The sequence below is a fragment of the Achromobacter xylosoxidans A8 genome (assembly GCF_000165835.1).
GTDB classification, from domain to species: Bacteria; Pseudomonadota; Gammaproteobacteria; order Burkholderiales; family Burkholderiaceae_B; genus Achromobacter; species Achromobacter xylosoxidans_B.
This window is the reverse complement of the sequence record NC_014640.1, coordinates 4,843,479-4,860,747: the sequence shown is the minus strand read 5'-3', so window position 1 is coordinate 4,860,747 and position 17,269 is coordinate 4,843,479. Positions and strand designations below refer to the sequence as shown.

General features: G+C 65.5%; 18 protein-coding genes and 3 tRNA genes. 12 read left to right on the top strand and 9 right to left on the bottom strand.

Translation table 11 applies throughout. The annotated features are described in order from the left end of the window. The first annotated feature begins 89 nt into the window (after nucleotides 1-89). The 3 genes from mnmH to AXYL_RS22450 all read left to right on the top strand — a co-directional run bounded on the left by mnmH (nucleotide 90) and on the right by AXYL_RS22450 (nucleotide 1,546). Complete coding sequence (gene mnmH, locus AXYL_RS22460; protein ID WP_013395158.1) at nucleotides 90-1,154, top strand: tRNA 2-selenouridine(34) synthase MnmH; 1,065 nt, start codon at nucleotides 90-92, stop codon at nucleotides 1,152-1,154. 112 nt (nucleotides 1,155-1,266) lie between these two features. After that, a tRNA-Arg gene (locus tag AXYL_RS22455) sits at nucleotides 1,267-1,343 on the top strand. A 126-nt stretch (nucleotides 1,344-1,469) separates the two neighbouring features. Next, nucleotides 1,470-1,546 (top strand) — tRNA-Arg (locus AXYL_RS22450). 82 nt (nucleotides 1,547-1,628) lie between these two features. On the opposite strand, the gene AXYL_RS22445 is transcribed toward AXYL_RS22450, so the two are convergent. The 3 genes from AXYL_RS22445 to AXYL_RS22435 form a co-directional block, all read right to left on the bottom strand. Then, on the bottom strand, nucleotides 1,629-2,405 hold the full coding sequence (locus AXYL_RS22445; RefSeq protein WP_013395157.1) for a hypothetical protein: 777 nt from the start codon (nucleotides 2,403-2,405) through the stop codon (nucleotides 1,629-1,631). Nucleotides 2,406-2,503: 98 nt separating this feature from the next. Continuing rightward, the gene (locus tag AXYL_RS22440; protein ID WP_013395156.1) at nucleotides 2,504-3,946 is read right to left on the bottom strand and encodes a DUF1254 domain-containing protein; all 1,443 of its coding nucleotides are present in this window, start codon (nucleotides 3,944-3,946) and stop codon (nucleotides 2,504-2,506) included. 82 nt (nucleotides 3,947-4,028) lie between these two features. After that, nucleotides 4,029-4,718, bottom strand: a complete 690-nt coding sequence (locus tag AXYL_RS22435; RefSeq protein WP_013395155.1) for a DUF3313 domain-containing protein — start codon at nucleotides 4,716-4,718, stop codon at nucleotides 4,029-4,031. 334 nt (nucleotides 4,719-5,052) lie between these two features. Between AXYL_RS22435 and AXYL_RS22430 the strand changes: the two genes are divergently transcribed. Next, nucleotides 5,053-5,129, top strand: a tRNA-Arg gene (locus AXYL_RS22430). 90 nt (nucleotides 5,130-5,219) lie between these two features. Here the strand turns inward: AXYL_RS22430 and AXYL_RS22425 are convergent. The 3 genes from AXYL_RS22425 to AXYL_RS22415 form a co-directional block, all read right to left on the bottom strand. Continuing rightward, nucleotides 5,220-5,441 (bottom strand): DUF3079 domain-containing protein, encoded by a 222-nt coding sequence (locus AXYL_RS22425; RefSeq protein WP_041655893.1) that lies wholly within the window; start codon nucleotides 5,439-5,441, stop codon nucleotides 5,220-5,222. Nucleotides 5,442-5,645: 204 nt separating this feature from the next. Next, nucleotides 5,646-5,894, bottom strand: coding sequence for a hypothetical protein (locus AXYL_RS22420; RefSeq protein ID WP_013395153.1), 249 nt, complete (start codon nucleotides 5,892-5,894; stop codon nucleotides 5,646-5,648). A 101-nt stretch (nucleotides 5,895-5,995) separates the two neighbouring features. Then, nucleotides 5,996-6,598, bottom strand: a complete 603-nt coding sequence (locus tag AXYL_RS22415) for a helix-turn-helix domain-containing protein (protein WP_013395152.1) — start codon at nucleotides 6,596-6,598, stop codon at nucleotides 5,996-5,998. A 185-nt stretch (nucleotides 6,599-6,783) separates the two neighbouring features. Here AXYL_RS22415 and AXYL_RS22410 point away from each other — a divergent pair, with 185 nt between their 5' ends. From AXYL_RS22410 to AXYL_RS22400, 3 genes are all read left to right on the top strand, one after another. Continuing rightward, the gene (locus tag AXYL_RS22410; RefSeq protein ID WP_148260625.1) at nucleotides 6,784-7,404 is read left to right on the top strand and encodes a hypothetical protein; all 621 of its coding nucleotides are present in this window, start codon (nucleotides 6,784-6,786) and stop codon (nucleotides 7,402-7,404) included. Nucleotides 7,405-7,545: 141 nt separating this feature from the next. After that, the gene (locus AXYL_RS22405) at nucleotides 7,546-8,172 is read left to right on the top strand and encodes a cysteine dioxygenase (RefSeq protein WP_013395150.1); all 627 of its coding nucleotides are present in this window, start codon (nucleotides 7,546-7,548) and stop codon (nucleotides 8,170-8,172) included. A gap of 61 nt (nucleotides 8,173-8,233) precedes the next feature. Further along, nucleotides 8,234-8,998, top strand: a complete 765-nt coding sequence (locus AXYL_RS22400) for an IclR family transcriptional regulator (RefSeq protein ID WP_013395149.1) — start codon at nucleotides 8,234-8,236, stop codon at nucleotides 8,996-8,998. A gap of 12 nt (nucleotides 8,999-9,010) precedes the next feature. Here AXYL_RS22400 and AXYL_RS22395 read toward each other — a convergent pair whose 3' ends face one another. Continuing rightward, nucleotides 9,011-9,979 carry a Bug family tripartite tricarboxylate transporter substrate binding protein gene (locus AXYL_RS22395; RefSeq protein WP_013395148.1) on the bottom strand — a complete coding sequence of 323 codons (969 nt, stop codon included), beginning with the start codon at nucleotides 9,977-9,979 and terminating at the stop codon, nucleotides 9,011-9,013. Nucleotides 9,980-10,263: 284 nt separating this feature from the next. Here AXYL_RS22395 and AXYL_RS22390 point away from each other — a divergent pair, with 284 nt between their 5' ends. From AXYL_RS22390 to AXYL_RS22370, 5 genes are read left to right on the top strand one after another with little or no spacing between them, the layout of a single operon-like run. Then, nucleotides 10,264-11,433, top strand: a complete 1,170-nt coding sequence (locus AXYL_RS22390; RefSeq protein ID WP_013395147.1) for a CaiB/BaiF CoA transferase family protein — start codon at nucleotides 10,264-10,266, stop codon at nucleotides 11,431-11,433. After that, nucleotides 11,430-12,152 carry an enoyl-CoA hydratase/isomerase family protein gene (locus AXYL_RS22385; protein ID WP_013395146.1) on the top strand — a complete coding sequence of 241 codons (723 nt, stop codon included), beginning with the start codon at nucleotides 11,430-11,432 and terminating at the stop codon, nucleotides 12,150-12,152. The genes AXYL_RS22390 and AXYL_RS22385 overlap by 4 nt, the downstream gene beginning before the upstream one ends. Before the next feature lie 33 nt (nucleotides 12,153-12,185). Next, the gene (locus tag AXYL_RS22380; RefSeq protein WP_013395145.1) at nucleotides 12,186-13,019 is read left to right on the top strand and encodes a CoA transferase subunit A; all 834 of its coding nucleotides are present in this window, start codon (nucleotides 12,186-12,188) and stop codon (nucleotides 13,017-13,019) included. Continuing rightward, complete coding sequence (locus tag AXYL_RS22375) at nucleotides 13,012-13,746, top strand: CoA-transferase subunit beta (RefSeq protein ID WP_013395144.1); 735 nt, start codon at nucleotides 13,012-13,014, stop codon at nucleotides 13,744-13,746. The genes AXYL_RS22380 and AXYL_RS22375 overlap by 8 nt, the downstream gene beginning before the upstream one ends. Nucleotides 13,747-13,755: 9 nt before the next feature. Beyond that, nucleotides 13,756-15,252: a class I adenylate-forming enzyme family protein gene (locus AXYL_RS22370; RefSeq protein ID WP_013395143.1), complete on the top strand. Its 1,497-nt coding sequence runs from the start codon at nucleotides 13,756-13,758 to the stop codon at nucleotides 15,250-15,252. 33 nt (nucleotides 15,253-15,285) lie between these two features. On the opposite strand, the gene AXYL_RS22365 is transcribed toward AXYL_RS22370, so the two are convergent. Together AXYL_RS22365 and AXYL_RS22360 are read right to left on the bottom strand one after the other, a co-directional pair. After that, entirely contained in the window at nucleotides 15,286-16,257 is a 972-nt protein-coding gene (locus AXYL_RS22365; RefSeq protein ID WP_013395142.1) for a tripartite tricarboxylate transporter substrate binding protein, read from the bottom strand. A 60-nt stretch (nucleotides 16,258-16,317) separates the two neighbouring features. Further along, nucleotides 16,318-17,187 (bottom strand): fumarylacetoacetate hydrolase family protein, encoded by an 870-nt coding sequence (locus AXYL_RS22360; protein WP_013395141.1) that lies wholly within the window; start codon nucleotides 17,185-17,187, stop codon nucleotides 16,318-16,320. Between the last annotated feature and the right edge of the window lie 82 nt (nucleotides 17,188-17,269).

The following is a 17,269-nucleotide window of genomic DNA, read 5'->3' as shown; positions in this document are numbered from 1 at the left end:
TGCGGGTTTTTTCATGGGCTCGCGGCAAGTATGTGAGCGAGCCTGCCTCGCATGAGAAAATCGCAGATTCCCTTTCAGGCGCGGATCCCTTGAAACACCTGCTCGCCACGCTCGACCGGCTGGACGATTTCGATGAAGTCATCGACGTGCGCACGCCGCTCGAATTCGCCGACGACCACATTCCCGGCGCGATCAATGCTCCGGTGCTGAGCAATGAAGAACGCGTGGTGGTGGGTACGCTGTACAAGCAGGTCTCGCCCTTCGAGGCCTCGCGCGTCGGCGCGGCGCTGGTGGCGCGCAATATTGCCGCGCATCTGGACACCACCTTCGCGGACCGGCGCCAGGGCTGGCGTCCGTTGATCTATTGCTGGCGCGGCGGCACGCGCTCCGGCGCCATGACGACGATGTTCAACATGATAGGGTGGCGCGCGCGCCAGCTCGACGGCGGCTACAAGACCTATCGCCAAGCCACGCTGGACGCGCTGGAAAGCCTGCCCTTGGGCTTGCGCTACATCGTGCTGGCCGGACCCACTGGCAGCGGCAAGACGCGCTTGTTGAACGCGTTGGAGCAGGCCGGCGCGCAGACGCTGGACCTGGAGCGCCTGGCCTCGCATCGCGGCTCGCTATTGGGCGCCTGGGCCGGCGTTGCGCAGCCCTCGCAAAAGGGCTTCGATACACAGCTGGCACAGAGCCTGCGCGCGTTCGATGCCTCGAAGCCGGTGTTCGTCGAAGCGGAAAGTCGCAAGATCGGCGCGGTCGCCTTGCCTGCGGCACTGTTGACGGCGGTGCATGCAAGTCCGTGCGTCGAAGTCCGCTCCAGCCGCGAGGACCGCGCAGCCTTTTTGCTGCAGGATTACGCGCATCTGTTCGACGATCCTGAATCGCTGAAGGCGCAGCTCCAGCGCATGATCGGCCTGCACAGCCGCGAGCGCGTGAGCGGCTGGCTGGCCCTGGTCGACAGCGGCGCGCGCGCCGCGCTGGCGCAGGAACTGATAGACCGCCACTACGACCCGGCCTATGCGCGCAGCTGCCACGCGCACTTCACGCAATTGCCGCAGGCGCTGCGGCTGGACTTCCGGCCCAATGACGGCGATGTGGTGGAGCAGGCGAGGGTGTTGCTGGCCAAGCTGGATGGGGCGGGCAGGACGGCTTGAGCGTGCTCGATCGGGCATGAGCCCGTCGCAGCCTTGCTTGGATTTATCAGCGTCTGACTTGCGCGCTTCGTGAAATAACGCTATTATTCAAGGCTTGCTTTTAAACGCAAACGCGCCCGTAGCTCAGCTGGATAGAGTACCTGGCTACGAACCAGGGGGTCGTAGGTTCGAATCCTGCCGGGCGCACCAAGTTTGATTCTGGATTGGTTTTAATCGGCCAGTGCGGCATTGAATAAGCATGTAAATGGCAAGAGCAGTAGCAAAAGCAGTAAAAACGGCAAGATTTTTCTGATATAATTTTGCCTCTTTGCCGGAGCGCCCGTAGCTCAGCTGGATAGAGTACCTGGCTACGAACCAGGGGGTCGTAGGTTCGAATCCTGCCGGGCGCACCAAGTTCACTTGGTCAATACAGCAAAGAAAATGGAAAGGCCTTTGATCTCGTATCGAAGGCCTTTTTGTTTTGCGCCAGCGCATCTAGAAGCGGATCGTCACGCCCGCCATCGGCCCTTGCAGCACCGCATCGAACTTGAAGCCGCCGCTGCTGTAATCCACGCCCAGCGCACGATAGCCTATCGCCGCCGAGACATTCTTGCTGAAGTTGTAGCCCAGGCCCAGGCCCACATCCCAATCCGCTTCTGCCCCGCCCGCGCCGATCAGGCCCCAGCCGGTGATGTAGTACTTCGAACTCAGGACATAGTTTCCGCGCACGCCCACCAGGCCGTCGACCCAGGTGGCGCCGTCGCTGCGCGTTCTGCCATTCAGGTGCGCGCCCTTGAGCGTGATGTCGGTATCGACCGACCAGACGCGCAAGCCGGCCACCACATCCAATTGATGCGGCGAGTTTTCCAGCACGGAATAGCCGACCCCGAGCAGTCCCGCGAAGGTGGAAGTCTTTACGTCCGCGCTGCTGGCCAGCAAGCCGTGCGGCGTATCTCCTTGCGTGCCGATCTTGGTGTAGATCAGGTCGCCGAATATGCTGTAGCGGCCTTTGCGCGCATCGCCTATCAGCATGGCGCCGAAGTCGAGGTTGTCCAACAGTTTGTCGAAGTCCGCGTGGACATCGATGACGGGCGAACGCGATACCGACGTCTTGCCGGACAGGCCGGCGGCCCAGAAGTAGGGCGTGACCGAAAACTGCCATTCATTTGACGGCAGGGAGCCTGCCGCGGAAGCCGGATCCGCTTCGGCGCCCAGCGCGGCCCCGGCTTGCAGCAGCCCGCAAGCCAGGCAGCCCATGACTATCTTTTTCATCGCAAACCCTCCCCAAGCCGCGGGCGTGATGAATCGAATCCATCACGCCCGCCGTGGACGCAAAGCCGGTCTGGCGCCGGCGGAGTGCAGCGCCGGTATCAGGTGACCCTTCTTACGGGAGGCAAGGTCCAGGAGCCGTCGATGATCGACGGGTTGCTTTCGTTGGGCCAGTAGAGGCGCATCATCAGGATGAACTTTCCCTTGGGGGCGGGCAGCCAGTTCGACTCCATGTCGGGGCCGGGCGATTCATGCTGGATGAGCAGATCGATCGAACCGTCTGGCTTCGCCTTGAGGGCTTGGCGCGCGCTGATCGAGTAGCGGTTCAGCGGGTTATCGACGAAAAAGTAGCTCGCGTCATACATCGTCAACGACCAGAAGCCGGAGACGGGTGGAGTGAGGCCCTTCTTGAAGGTCAGCACATATTTTTCGGAACCGTTGTAGACGCGCTTGATGGCGCCGGTATCGGACTTCAGGGAGGTGGGGTAGATGGCGTCCTGCGGGCGGTTGGCGCCCAGGCCTATCGCGGTGATCAGTGCCCGCTGGATGTAGTTGGTGCCGTAGATGCCCGTCTTGGTCGTGAACCCCCAGCCGTCGATGTCCTGGATGTCGCCGTCGCTGGCCTTGAAGTGCGTCATGATGCGCCCGAATCCGACTTGCGGGACGCGCTTGGCAATGGCGGGGTCGAGTTGGTTCTTGTCGAAGTCCTGGCCGGGCACGATGCCTATCGCAGCCATTTTCGCCACGATGGGCGCGTCGGCGGCGCTCGGCGGATTGCGCTTGAGCAACTGGGCAAACAAGCTGAAGTACTCGACCGCGTCCATGTTGTTGACCTGGTCGCGCACCGAGGTTTTCATGTCGATGGCGGGGTCGACCTTGCCCGGTGGCGGATTCCAGTCCTTGCCCCATGCGCTCAATGGACAGAGCTTCACTTCGTCCTGCAGCTTGTGCACTTGCGCATAGTCTTCAGGCGTGCCGGTACAGTAGATGCGGCCCAGCAGCCAGACGATGCTGGTGGGGGATTTGTAGTGGGTCATGCCTTGCGGAATCGCGCCCTCCCATCCGGGGCCGCTGACTACGTAGGTTTGGGCCCCCGTGCCAGTCGTGCGCTTGCCGGGCACGTCGAATACCGTGGTCCAGCCGTCCAGCATCGGAAACAGGGCATAGCGTCCGTTCATGTCGGGCAGGCTGACGACCCAGGGCTCGTCGCCGACGTCGAAGAAGGAAGTGGTGTAGAGCGTGTCGGCGTTCGGCGCGGTCACGTCCCGGAACTTGGCATCGGGATACTGGCGCAGCTTGATGAGATGTCCCATCGGCGCACGCGTCCCCTTGGGCTCCGCGACGTTGGTGATGACTCTTCTGGTCATCTCCATCGTCACCAGGGGATAGGCATAGACGTAGACATCCGTTGCCAGTCCGAACTGCTCGTCGCCTTCGGGAAAATCCGCGACCAATCCATCGGCGGCTCGGGCTGGCGCGCCCAGGACGCTGGTTGCGAGTAGGGCAAGGCCACCTGCATTCAATGTGCGGCGTGTCAGCTTCATAGGATCGCTCCAACGAAATCATGGTTTGAAAATCACGAATAGCCGTGGCGCAGGCAAGGCTGCGCCCGGCCGATGCCTTGCGTTACCGCTGCCGGACGTACTTTCCGATTTCTCGCGCCGCGCCCGTGGTCCATTCATCGATCAACGGTTGCAGCTTGGACAGGCGCACGCCGCCCGCGCCCTGAGTGGCGTTGGCGACCTTCTCGCCGGTGCCGCCGCGCACGGAGGCATACAGCAACTCATCCGTCATGCTGTCCGTGACCCGCGATTCGATGGCGACAGTCGCGTTGCGTGCCATGCCTCCATCCATGGCGGCCCGGGCCTCGGTCATGACCAAGGCGATGGGGATGTACTGATAGGCGCGCAGCGCTTGCTCCGAGGTTCCCACCGCGGTGATGGCGATGCGTATGTGGGCGACGCCGGGCTCGGCGCGATCAACCAGCCGCACCTGCTCGCCGACCTTGCGTCGCAGCGTTTCGTTGACCGCATTGCGGATCTCGGTGAGGGTTTCCAGGGAAACGTCCGCGGAAGGCTGCGGCTCCGGGTAATACACGACGGGCTCCAGCCAGACCGCGGTATAGCGCGATGGGTTGAAGTCGGGATTCAGGTAGACCAGGCGGGTGCCGCCGTCGGGCGCGGGCGCCTGGTGCAGCTGCGAGTAATCCGGCAGGAAGCCGGACTCCGTCGTTTTCGGCGCGGTGGAACAGCCGGCCGCCAGGATCGCGGCGGCGATGCCGACGAGAAGCGCGCCCGAGGAATTCTTGATCTTCATGCAAGTTCCTTCTGACGATATGGGGCATGGGAACCCCGGCTGCAGGCGTCGGCGAGAGGTCCCGTGCAAAAGCTGCTTTCCGCTCGTGGGCGCATGTTTTGACCTATATGCACGGGAAGCCAATTATTTTTCGAACGCGGAAGTTTCGCAATGCGGCTGCATGAACTGGGTTTTCTGAACTATTTCCTTTGCGTGCGTTTTGTGGAAGGCATTGCGCGGAAAAGGTCCGTCAGAGTCTGAATGCGCCGGCGGCTGGATACGGGTGGGCGACCGGTTTGGTCGGGCCGATTTGCGCGTGCTTTATTTTTCATGGTATAAACACGCCTCTTTCGGAGCGCCCGTAGCTCAGCTGGATAGAGTACCTGGCTACGAACCAGGGGGTCGTAGGTTCGAATCCTGCCGGGCGCACCAAGCTTCTTGCTTGGCTTACACAGAAAGAAAATAGAAAGGCCTTTGATCTTGGATCGAAGGCCTTTTTTGTTTTGCGGCGGGAATGTCGCGTCAGCGCGGAGCAGGTGGGACTGGCGCCTGGGCTTGGGCTTTGTCGTCCGCGTCGAATCCCCAGTCGCCGACCGTGTACCAATCGTCTCCCAGCGTCTCGGCGGGATGCATGGTGCGGCCGGAGCCGTTGCCGCAAGCCATCGAATCGGTAGGGCAATAGCGGTCGCAGCCCCAGCATATGCGTTCGGGGTGCTTCGGGTGCAAGGGAAACTTCTTGGCCATGCCGGGTGCCTGTTGCCTGAGGGCGCCGCGGCGGCGGCGCCGATCTTCCATGTGTGCATCCAGCGTACTGCCGGGCGTGCACGGAATTCCTTGATCTGGCTCAAGCGCGAGCGCCTGCGCCGCACGTGCGCAATGTCGCGCGCCGGGCGGCTGTCTTGCAGGATTTGGGGAAGGGACCGCCGCCGCGGCAGCGGTCTCCTGCGCCTAGCGGCGTCGTCGGTCCACCGCCGTCAGCGAGGTGCCGCTCTTTACGAGCCGGTAGGTCTGTCCGCCTAGCCACGAGACCTTTTCGCCCGTGCTGGTGCGGCATATGCAATGCGTCTTCGGATCGAAACGCGAGGTGCCCAAGGCGGAGTACGCGTCGGGGTCTGAGACAAATCGTTCAATGCGGTAGAGCGTGCCGTCCGGCGCGGTGGCGAGGACGTCGGTCAATCGTCTTGCGGTGCCGAGCATATGCGATACCTCCATGCGCGGGCCATTGGATATACGGCGCCAAAGTCGTTCGGGCATTTCAGTGCGCCGGGGCGGGAAGCTGGATGTTCCCGCGCCGGGCGCTAATGAAAGTGCCCTCCAAACAATGAATCGTCGAGCTGGTCGGGAGAGACGCCCAGGGCTTCGGATACGCGGTCCAGGATAACCTGCCTGGGCCGTGGGCGCGGCCTTTCCAGTTCGATATAGATGGAGTGGTCCACGCCCAGGCGTGCAGCCATATCAGCGGTGCTGATATTGAGATGCTCGCGCCAGGCGCGTATCAGGCTCCAGTCGTTGCCGGTTTTTAGATTGACGACAGCTAATGGTAAATGACTCTGCCCCTGCGCGGGGGCTTTGCGCGGCGCGGCTTTTCTGCGCGCGTCGCGCAGGCTGCTCTTGGCGGCAGCGCTCTTGCGGGAATCGCCGCGAGGCGTGGTGGTTGCAGCTTCGGCGGTGAAAATGGCGCCGCCATTCAATTGGCGATATTGGTTGTCGCCGATCCAGTGCAGGGTCTCGCCGTTATCGAGCATGCATTCGCAATCCAGGTGGTAATTGCTGGGCATGCTTTCAAGTTGGGCGATGGTTTCCGTAGTCGTGGCGTGGCGCACCACACGGTGCAAGACACCGTCCGGCGAACGCACAAACACGTCGGGAAGTCTCCAGGAAAACGGAATGATAATCTCCACGGCGAAGCCTATCCGCCACTGTATCCCGGGGTGCTGGTGGTGGGATTTGGGGTTTCCCCTCGCCTGACTTGAGTACATGATTGTGCGCTACATCAGCCCTCAATATCTTCACAAATCTTCACTGCGCTCGGGGCTATCATCGCCGCGTTGCCCGCTGTCCGGGGCGTACTGTTCGAGTGGTGGCGATGCATCTGGCTGCGGCTGGAATCGTGGATGCGCGGCCGCGCGCGAGAAGGGTGGCATGGTGGGCGCTGCTGGCGGCGTGCGCGCTGCATGCGGTGGTTGCGGGGTTGTGGTGGCGAGAGCGGATCGAGCCCGTCGGCATGCGCGGCGCGCGCGCGCCGGAACTGCCGTTCTTCGTGGATCTGCTGCCAGCCAAGGCGCCGTCCGCGCTACCGGCCCAAAAGATGCAGGACAGGTCCGGCTCCGTGCCTGCTCAACCCGCCCGCATCGACATGCCGCCGGCTCCCGCGGTGGCGCCGCGGCAACGATCCGGCGCGCGCAGGGCGCCGGCGCCATCCGCGCCACAATCGGACGGGACGCCCGCGGCATCGTCAGGCGCGCCGGATCCTCGGCGCGATTTCGCCTGGCGCCCGGAAGACGCGCAAGCGGCGGGCATGCCGCGGGCGCGCGGAGAACCCGCCGTGCGCCTCGGACCCAAGGCGCCAGTCGAACAATCCGAGATCGCGCGGGGCATCGCCAAGAGCGCGCGGCCGCCGTGCAAGAACGCGCATGCGGACATGGGCTTGCTGGCCTTGCCGTTCTTGCTGGCCGATACCGTTACGGATCGGGGCTGCAAGTGGTGAGGCCGAAGCCTGCGCTCGCGCCAGTCAAGAAAGGCTAGTCGCGATTACCAGGGCGGCGACAGGGGCAAGGCTGCGCATCTGTCCTGAATCATGGATACTGTTTTTTCAATCTGGGATTTCCAGAATTCATGGAGAGACGCAATGCCCGAATCTCAAGGCGGCCTGGACAGGCTGCGCCGCTTCATCGCCACCGCTACCCGCCTGGCCACGCCGTCCGCGCTGGCGCAGACGCCGGAACTGCAGGCTGCGTTCGCCGACCTGGTGCGCCATGACGACTGGCTGCCCGAGGCCTGTACCGCGCCGCATCCGCAGTACTACCAGCAATACCTGCTGCACTGCGATCCGCTGGAGCGGTTTTCGCTGGTGAGCTTTGTGTGGGGGCCGGGCCAGTTCACGCCGGTGCACGATCACGAGGTCTGGGGCTACGTGGGCATGCTGCGCGGGGCCGAGGTCAACCAGCGTTATGTGCGCGGGCTGGACGGCAGCGTCGCGCCCGCGGACGCCTCGACCACGCTGCAACCGGGCGACGTGGAGTGCCTGTCGCCCGCCGAAGGCGATATCCATCGTGTGTCCAACGCTCATGCGGACCGGGTGTCCATCAGCGTGCATCTCTACGGCGGCAACATCGGCGCCGTGTCGCGCCATGTCTATGATCCCGCGACGGGTCAGGCCAAGCCTTTCGTGTCCGGGTATTCGTCGGCCACCCTGCCGAACCTGTGGGACCGCTCGGAAGCCGTGCGGGCCGCCCTCGCCGGGGGCGCAAGCTAGCACCTGTTCGCGCGCGGCGTCTCATGCTATTTTCTTGTCCTAAATATTAGGAAAATAAATAATGGACAAGACGCTGCTCAAAGGTCTGATGGTGCTGGAGGCGGTGACCGACGTGGACAATCCGCCGCGCACCATCGATGCGTTGGCCGCCCGTGTCGGGCTGACCCGCAGCAACACGCACCGCACCTTGCAGACGCTGATACACGCGGGCTACGTGATCAAGGACGACGACGGCGGGGGGTATCGCGGCGCGGTGCGGCTATTTGAGCTGGCGGCGCGCCAGCTGGCCCAGCTGGACGTGCGCAAACTGGCCGCGCCCTTCATGCGCACGCTGGCCGACCAGACCGGCGAAACCGTGCACCTGTCCGTGCTCGACGGCTTCGACGTGGTCTATGTGGACAAGATCGACAGCCCCCAACCCATACGCGCCTATTCGATGGTGGGCGGACGCGCGCCGGCCTACGCCGTCGCCACAGGCAAGGCGCTGCTGGCCTATCAGGCGGAAGGTTATGTCGAGCGTTACGCCGACAAGCTTGTGCGCCATACGCCATCGACCATCGTGTCCATGCCGCTCTTGAAGGACGAGCTGCGCAAGATCGCCCGCATCGGCTACGCGGTCAATCGCGGCGAATGGCGCGAAGGCGTGGGCGGGCTGGCCGTGACCTTGTTCAACAGCCTGGATCAGCCCGTGGCCGCGATAGGCATCTCCGGTCCGCTGGACCGCCTGAGCGCCGCCAGGATGAAGCAGCTGGCGCCGGACGTGGCTGCCTGTGCCCAGTCCATCTCGCAGGGGATGGGCTATCGCCGGGGCTATCTGGACCAGTAGCGGGCCGCGCCCTCATTTGGCCGCCGACAAACGCACCACGTCGGCCCAGCGGGCGACTTCCTGCTTGAGCACGCGGCTGGTGTCGGCGGGTGTGGTCGCCACGGCGTCGGCGCCCAGCTTCTGCGCAGCCTGCTGTACGGAAGCCATGGCGGCGGCCTTTTGCATGCCAGCCGAAAGCTTGTCCACCACCGCGGGCGGCGTGCCCGCTGGCGCCAACAAGGCGTAGGTGGTGGCGACCGAATAATCCTTCACGCCCTGCTCGGCCAGCGTGGGCAGATCCGGCAGCGCGGTGGCGCGCGTGGCGGTGGTGACGCCCAGCAGGCGGATCTTGCCGGTCGCGACCTGCGGCAGCAGCGCCGGCAGCGTTTCGATCACCATGTCGATCTGGCCGCCCAGCAGGTCGGTGATGGCGGGGCCGCTGCCGCGGTACGGCACGTGCATGAGCCGGGTGCCGGTCACGACCTGGAAGAGTTCGCCGGCCATGTGCTGGGAAGTGCCGGGGCCGGCCGAACCGAAGGTGATGGTGCCGGGCTTGCTCTTGGCCAAAGCGATCAGCTCCTGAATATTCTTCGCGGGAATCTTGCTGCTGTTGACTGCCACGGCCATGGGCATGCTGGTGGCCATCGACACGCCGACGAAGGCGGTGCCGAAGTCATAGCCGGGCTTGTCCGGCATGGCCGCATGGATCGCGTGGCTGCCCACGGCGCCCATCAGCAGGGTGTAGCCGTCGGCCGCCGACTTGGCCACGTATTCCGCGCCGATCTCGCCGCCCGCGCCCGCCTTGTTTTCCACCACCACGCTCTGGCCCAGGTAGTCGCCCAGGTGTTGCGCATAGATGCGCGCGGCGGCATCCGTCGCGCCGCCGGGCGGGAAGGGGACCACCATGCGCACGGGTTTCGTCGGCCAGTTGTCGGCCGAGGCCGCGCCGCCTGCCAAAACCAGCACCACGCCTGTCAGGGCAATGCGCCACGTTTTCTTCATGGAAGTCTCCTTGGTGTCGGTGGGGCCGGCATGCGCAGGGGCCGCGGTCCTTTTATTAAATCCTAATATATAGGACTCGTGTATCAATAAATGGTTTACTTAGAATTCCACAGGGTGATATGCTGGTCAACAATTAAGCGCTGCACCTAGGGATTGCACTAGGAATTTCGCGAAGATATGCCGGCCTGCAACGGCTCTTCGCTGGATCATGCCAGCCTGGAAGGCGTGCTCTTATAATGTTTTCTTTGTCCCAAATATTGAATTTTCATAACGAGAGGTCAGACATGACACCCAGTTCGGCGCTGGCCGGCATCACGGTGCTGGAAATTTGCAATGTCGCGGCGGGGCCTTTTTGCGGCATGTTGTTGGCGGACATGGGCGCCGACGTGATCAAGATCGAAAACCCCGAAGGCGGCGATACGTTGCGCAGCTGGCCGCCCATTTCCGAGGGCTACAGCGAGAACTTCGCGTCCCTCAACCGCAACAAGCGTTCGGTGACGCTGAACCTGAAGGACCCTGGCGACGTGGCGCTGGCGCGCGAACTCGCGCTTTCCGCCGACGTGCTGATCGAGAACAACCGCCCGGGCGTGATGGATCGCCTGGGGCTGGGCTATGCGCAACTGCGCGAGGCCAATCCCAAGCTGGTCTATTGCTCGATTTCGGCCTACGGCCAGTCGGGCCCGCGCTCGCAGGAAGGCGGTTTTGACCTGACCATCCAGGCCATGAGCGGCCTCATGAGCGTGACCGGCGAAGCCGGCGGCGAACCGGTGAAGTGCGGCGTTCCCGTGGCGGACTTTTCGGCCGGCCTGTATGGCGCCTTCGCCATCGCGTCGGCCTTGCGCGCGGCGCAGGCGAGCGGGCAGGGCACGCATATCGACGTACCCATGCTGGGCGCCACCTTGGGCATCGCGGCCTTGCAGACTTCGGAGTTCTTCGGCAGCGGCAAGGATCCCGTCAAGCTGGGATCGGCCCATCCGCGCAACGCGCCGTACCAGGCCTTCCGCTGCAAGGGCGGCTATTTCGGCATGGCGGCGGGCAATCAGGCCTTGTGGAAGGGCGTGTGCGCAACGGTGGGCCGCGAGGACCTGCTGGCCGATCCGCGCTTTACCGATACCAGCGCCCGCGCGCGCAATCAGGCGGCGCTGCGCGACATCCTGGAAGCGATCTTCGAAGCCGAGGACGCGCAGACCTGGCTGGCGCGTTTCCGCGCGGCTGGCGTGCCCTGCGCGCCCATCAACACTTATTCGGAAGTGTTGGCCGATCCGCAGGTGGAACACATGGGTTGGGTGCAGCCCGTGGATCTGCCCAATGGCGTGCGCACGCGCACCTTCGGCCTGCCGGTGCGCTTCGACGGCCAGACCACGGCCCTGCGCCGCCGTCCTCCGGCCCTGGGCGAGCACAACGATGAAGTGCTGGGCGCGCTGCGCGCCGGCAAGAAGGAGACGACGGCATGAGTGGCGTCCTGCGCATCGACAAGCAGGGCGCGGCCTACGTGCTGACGCTGTCGCGGCCCGACAAGATGAATGCCTTGTCGGCCGAACTGGTGGAAGCGCTGATCGCCGCGCTGGATGAGGCCGAGTCCGGCGGCGCACAGCTCATCGTGCTCAAGGGTGAAGGCAGGAACTTCAGCGCGGGCTTCGACTTCGGCGGCTGGCAGGAACAGAGCGAAGGCGATCTGCTGCTGCGCTTCGTGCGCATCGAGATGCTGTTGCAGCGGCTGGCGGCCTCGCCCTGCCTGACGCTGGGGCTGGCGCATGGCCGCAACTTCGGGGCGGGCGTGGACCTGTTCGGCGCCTGCAAGTGGCGCATCAGCACGCCGGACGCCACCTTCCGCATGCCCGGACTGAAGTTCGGGCTGGTGCTGGGCACCCGCCGTTACGCGGCCCTGGTGGGCGCGGAGCGGGCGCGCGCGGTGCTGGAGCAGGCGGCCACGTTCAGCGCGGAAGAAGCCTTGCGCGACGGCTTCGCCAGCCGCCTCGCCGACGCGCCGGATTGGCAGGACGTCGAGCGCGACGCGCTCGACGCCGCGTCCGCGCTGAGCAGTGCGAGCCGCGTGCAGTTGTACGCGGCGCTGTCGGCGGAAACGCCCGACACCGATCTTGCCCGCCTGGTGCGCTCCGCCGCCCAGCCGGGATTGAAGGGCCGGGTGGCCGCGTATCTGCAGGCGCGCTGACCACGAAAAAGAACAGGCAGGGAAGGAGACATCATGGCATCGGGTTTCAATCAGAAGAACAAGCAGCGCACGCTGGCGGAATTGGCGGCGCTGGTGCCCAACGGCGCATCGATCGCATTGGGCGGCAGCTTCCTGCACCGCGGACCGTTCGCCTTCGTGCGCGAACTGATCCGGCAGGGGCGGCGCGACCTGGAACTGATCAAGCAATCGCCGGGCTACGACGTGGACATCTTGTGCCGCGCCGGCGCGCTGCGCCGCGTGCGCGCGGGCATCGTGGCCATGGAAGGGAACTTCGGCCTGGCGCCCTGGTACCGCAAGGCCGTGGAGCGCCGCGAGATCGAGCTGGAAGAACATGCCTGCGCCAGCCTCACGGCCGGTCTGCGCGCGGCGGCCTTCGGCGTGCCGTTCCAGCCTTGCGGCGGCCTGCATGGCAGCGGCCTGCCCGAGCTCAATGGCTGGAAATGCCTGGACGACCCTTATGGCAGCGGGCAGCAGACTTGGGTGGTGCCGGCGATCCGCCCGGACTACGCCGTGATCCATGCTTCCGAAGTGGACGCGCTGGGCAACGTGCGGGTACATGGCACCGCGCATTGGGACCGCATCATGTCGCGCGCCGCGGGCAGCGTATTGGTGGTGGCCGAGAAGGTGGTCGACAGCACGGTGTTCGAAGCCAATCCGGAAGCCACGCTGGTGCCGTTCTTCATGGTGCAGGCCTACGCCGTGGCGCCGCAGGGCGCATGGCCGGGATCCTGCTGGCCGGACTACGCCATCGACTATCCGGCGGTGGAGGCATACATGGACAAGCAAGGCGATCTGCAGGCGCACATGGCTGCGGCGCCCGAAGCGCGGGAGGTGCAGCATGGCTGAGCAATGGTCGGGCTTTTCGTACATCGTCACCAATCTGGCTCGCTTCATCCGGCCGGACGAGATCACTTTCAGTGGCGTGAATTCGACCCTGCCCATGCTGGCCTGCCTGCTGGCCAAGCGCGCCTATGACTGGGATTTCGTCTACATCAACGTGGCCGGCGGTGTGAATCCGCGGCCTTCGCAGGTCCCCATCTCAAGTTCCGATCCGGTGCTGGCCGAGCACACGGCGTCGATCTTCTCCAACGAGGATTTCTACGACCTGTGCACGCGCGGCCGCATGGACCTGACCTTCCTGGGCGCGGCGCAAATCGACGGCGCAGGCTGCGCCAACAATTCTTGCATCGGCGACTGGCATGAGCCCAAGGTGCGCCTGCCGGGCGGCGGCGGCGGCGCGGTGATGCTGCCCACCGCCAGGCGCGCCTGCACCTGGCGCACCGAGCATTCGCGCCGTGCCTTCGTGCCGAAGCTGGACTTCATGACGTCCTGGGGCGGATTCCACGGCGTGGTCACGCCGATCGCCGTGTTCGTCAAGCGCGACGGGCGGCTGGCCTTGCAGTCCTGGCATCCGGAGTCCAGCTTGTCCGAAGTGCGCGAGCGCACCGGTTTCGAATTCGACGCCAGCGACGCCGAGCCGTCTGCGCCGCCCACCGCGGCCGAGACGCGCGCCCTGCGCGAGCTGGATCCCGACGGGCAGTTCGAACGCGACGCCGCCGTCGCGCTGCGCTAGGAGGTCGCCATGACGCTTGCCGATGCCACGCTGGTGGCCGCGTTCGCGCGCCTGTGGAGCCAGCCGCAATGGGCCGAACGGCCCGCTATCGTGACCGTGGACGGCACGCTGACGTATGCCGATCTGCGCCAGGAGGTCGGGCGCATCGCGGGCGGCCTGCGCGCCGCCGGCGTGGCGCGCGGCAGCTATGTGGCCATCGCAATGGAGCGGTCGCTGGGGCAGGTGCTGGCGATTCTGGGTGCGATGGCTGCGGGCGCCTGCCCGTGCCCGCTGGAGCCGCGCCTGTCGGATGCGGAGACTGCTCGCCGCGTGGCGGCGGTGGGGCTGGGTTGGGTGCTGCACGACGCGGCCAACGCGGCGACGGCGCGGGCCAGCGGGCTGGCGCCAGACCGATTGTTGGGCGCGGCCGGCGTGGCGCGAGGCCCGCTGGATTGGACAGGCAGCGCCGAGGCCACGCCGGGCGACGCGGGCCTGCTGCTGTTTACCTCCGGCAGCACCGGCAATCCCAAGGGCGTGCTGCTGAGCCACCGCGGCTTGGCGAACAATGCGCGCGGTGTGCTGGCGCATACCGGCTTGACGCAGGATGACCGGCTCTTGCACGTGATGCCGCTGCATCACACCAATGCGCTCAACAACCAGATCTTCGCGCCGCTGCTGGCGGGCGCCTGCGTGGCGCTGGCGGGACGCTTCCGGGCGGACGATATGCCGGGTTTGCTGCGCGCGTTCCGGCCCAGCATCATCACCGGCGTGCCGACCATGTACGCGCGCATGCTCGAACTGCAGTTCGACCCGGCAAGCCTGGCGGCGTTGCGCTTTGCGCGCTGCGGCTCGGCGCCGATCACCGAAGCCCTGCATCGGCGCATCGAAGCCTTCCTGGGCTGCCCGCTGGTGGTGTCCTATGGCCTGTCGGAGGCCACCTGCACCTCCACCATGAACCCGCCCGCCGCGCGCCGCGTGGGCTCGGTGGGTACGGTGCTGGCCGGCCAGAGCGTGACCTTGCGCCTGCCGGACGGCGCCTTCGCCGCCCCGGGCAACGAAGGCGAGATCTGCATCGCGGGCGACAGCCTGATGCTGGGCTATGTGGGCGTGGACAGCGCCGACGCCGGCACGCCGCAGTTGCTGCATACGGGCGATCTGGGACGTTTCGACGAGCAGGGATATCTGAGCATCACCGGCCGCATCAAGGACGTGATCATCCGCGGCGGCGAGAACATCTCGCCGGCGCTGATCGAGGGCGTGGTGACGGGCCTGCCGGGCGTGGCCGCCTGCTGCGTGGTGGGTGCGCCCGACGAGGATCTTGGCGAGGTGCCCGTGATCTTCGTGCAGCGCGCGGGCGACGCCGCGCCGGATGCGTCCGGCATACAGGCCGAGGTGCTGGCGCACCTGGGCCGGATCTATGTGCCGCGCGAGGTGTTGTGGATCGAGCGCCTGCCCGAGAACGCGGTGGGCAAGGTCGACCGCAAGGCGCTGGCGCGCCAGTTGGCGCCGGCGGCCTTGCGGTTGTGAGCGGGCAGGGCGCGCGCGCTTCGCGGTGCGCGGCTATTCGACCTTGCCGATCCGGTTGACCGCCACTTCCAGCGAAGCCGAGTCCTTCTTCCAGTACTCGTCGAAGGCCGGCGCGTCGAGGTACTGCACGGGGCTTCCGGTGCCGGCGATGCGGGCCCGGACCTCAGGGTTGTTGGCGATGTCCTTGACGGTCTGGCGCAGCTTGTCGATGACGGCCGGCGGCGTGCCGGCCAGGGCGAACACGCCCGACCACTGCACGAAACTGATGTCATAGCCCTGCGACTTGAAGGACGGCACCTCCGGCAGGCTGTCGAGCTTGCCGTCGCCCCAATGCGCCAGCGCCTTGACGCGACCGGCCTGGATCAGCTGCATGACGCTGGACGGCCCGGTGGCCAGGGCATCGACCTGGCCGCCCACCAGGGCTTGCACGGCGGGGCCGGCGCCGGTGAAGGGCACGTGCATCATCTTGATCCCGGCTGCGTTCTGCAGCATCTCCATCGGCACGTGCATGGTGCCGTAGATGCCGGAAGAGCCGTAGCTGAACTTGCCTGACTGCTTCTTGGCCGCGTCGACGAATTCCTGCAGCGTTTTGTATGGCGCGTCCGCGCGCACCACCAGCACGGTGGGATCGGCGGTAATGCGCGCAATCGGCACGAACTGATCCAGCTGATAGGCCGGCTTGCGTTCCAGCAGACGGTCGGCCGCGGGCAGGATGGAAATGGACGACAGGCTCATCAGCAGCGTGTAGCCGTCGGGCTTGGCGCGGCCGGCCTGGCCGATGCCGATGGCGCCACCCGCGCCGCCCTTGTTCTCGATGACGACGGCCTGGCCCAGCTTGTCGCCCATGGCCTGGGCCAGCGGCCGCGCGATGGTGTCGGCGACGCCGCCGGGCGGGAACGGCACCACCATGGTCACGGGACGTTCAGGATAGCCGGCAGCCAGCGCGTTCGCGGCTCCCAGCCATAGCAAGGCAGCCGCGGCCGCCCGGTAGCAACGCAGATTCATGTCTCACTCCTTGTGCTTTTACTGCCGAGCCGCCCCGTGTTCATTCCGGGGCTCTTGGGCTCAGACGAAGCGGTTTTCTATCTGGCCGATGCCGTCGATCTCCACCCGCACCACGTCGCCGTGCTTGAGAAACTGCGGCGGATTCAGGCCCTGGCCCACGCCAGCCGGCGTGCCGGTGGCGATGACGTCGCCCGGATACAGCGTGATGCCGCGCGAGCAGGTTTCGATCAGCGTGGGGATGTCGAAGATCAGGTCTTCGGTGTTGCCGTCCTGGCGCAGCTCGCCATTGACCCAGCAGCGCACGCGGGTCTTCTGGCCGTCCATTTCGTCGGCCGTCACCAGCCAGGGACCCATGGGGCAGAAGGTGTCGAAGGACTTGCCCAGATCCCATTGCTGGTGGCGCATCTGCACGTCGCGCGCGGTGACGTCGTTGACCACGGTGTAGGCGATGACGTGGCTCATGGCCTCGGCGCGGGAAATATTGCGGCCACCCTTGCCGATCACCACCGCCAGTTCGGCTTCGTAGTCGATCTTGTCGGAGACGCCCACGGGCAGTTGCACGTCAGCCCACGGACCGACCACCGTCTGCGGCACCTTGGTGAACACGATGGGCCAGGATTCGGGGTTGGCGTCGTTGTCCTTGAAGACGGAGTCGCGCAATTCCTTGGCGTGGGCGTGGTAGTTGCGCCCCACGCAGAACAGGTTGCGCCGCTGCGCCGGCAAGGGCGCTTCATGCTCCACCTGGTCCCAGCGGTAGGACGAGCCGATCTTGCCCGGCAAGGCGCGGCCTTCGGCCAGCCACTCCACGGCCGTCAGCGCGCCGGCCGCCGCGAGTTCGCGCGGGAAATCCAGGGCAGTCACGCTGGCGCCGTCGTCGGCAACCACGCCGATGCGACGTTCGCCATTGATCCGGAATACTGCGATTTTCATGCTTGCTCCCTGGGCGGTTCGGGCCGCCCTGTTTAATACCAAAAAGTACCAATTACTTGATTTTTCAGGCCCAATTTCGCAG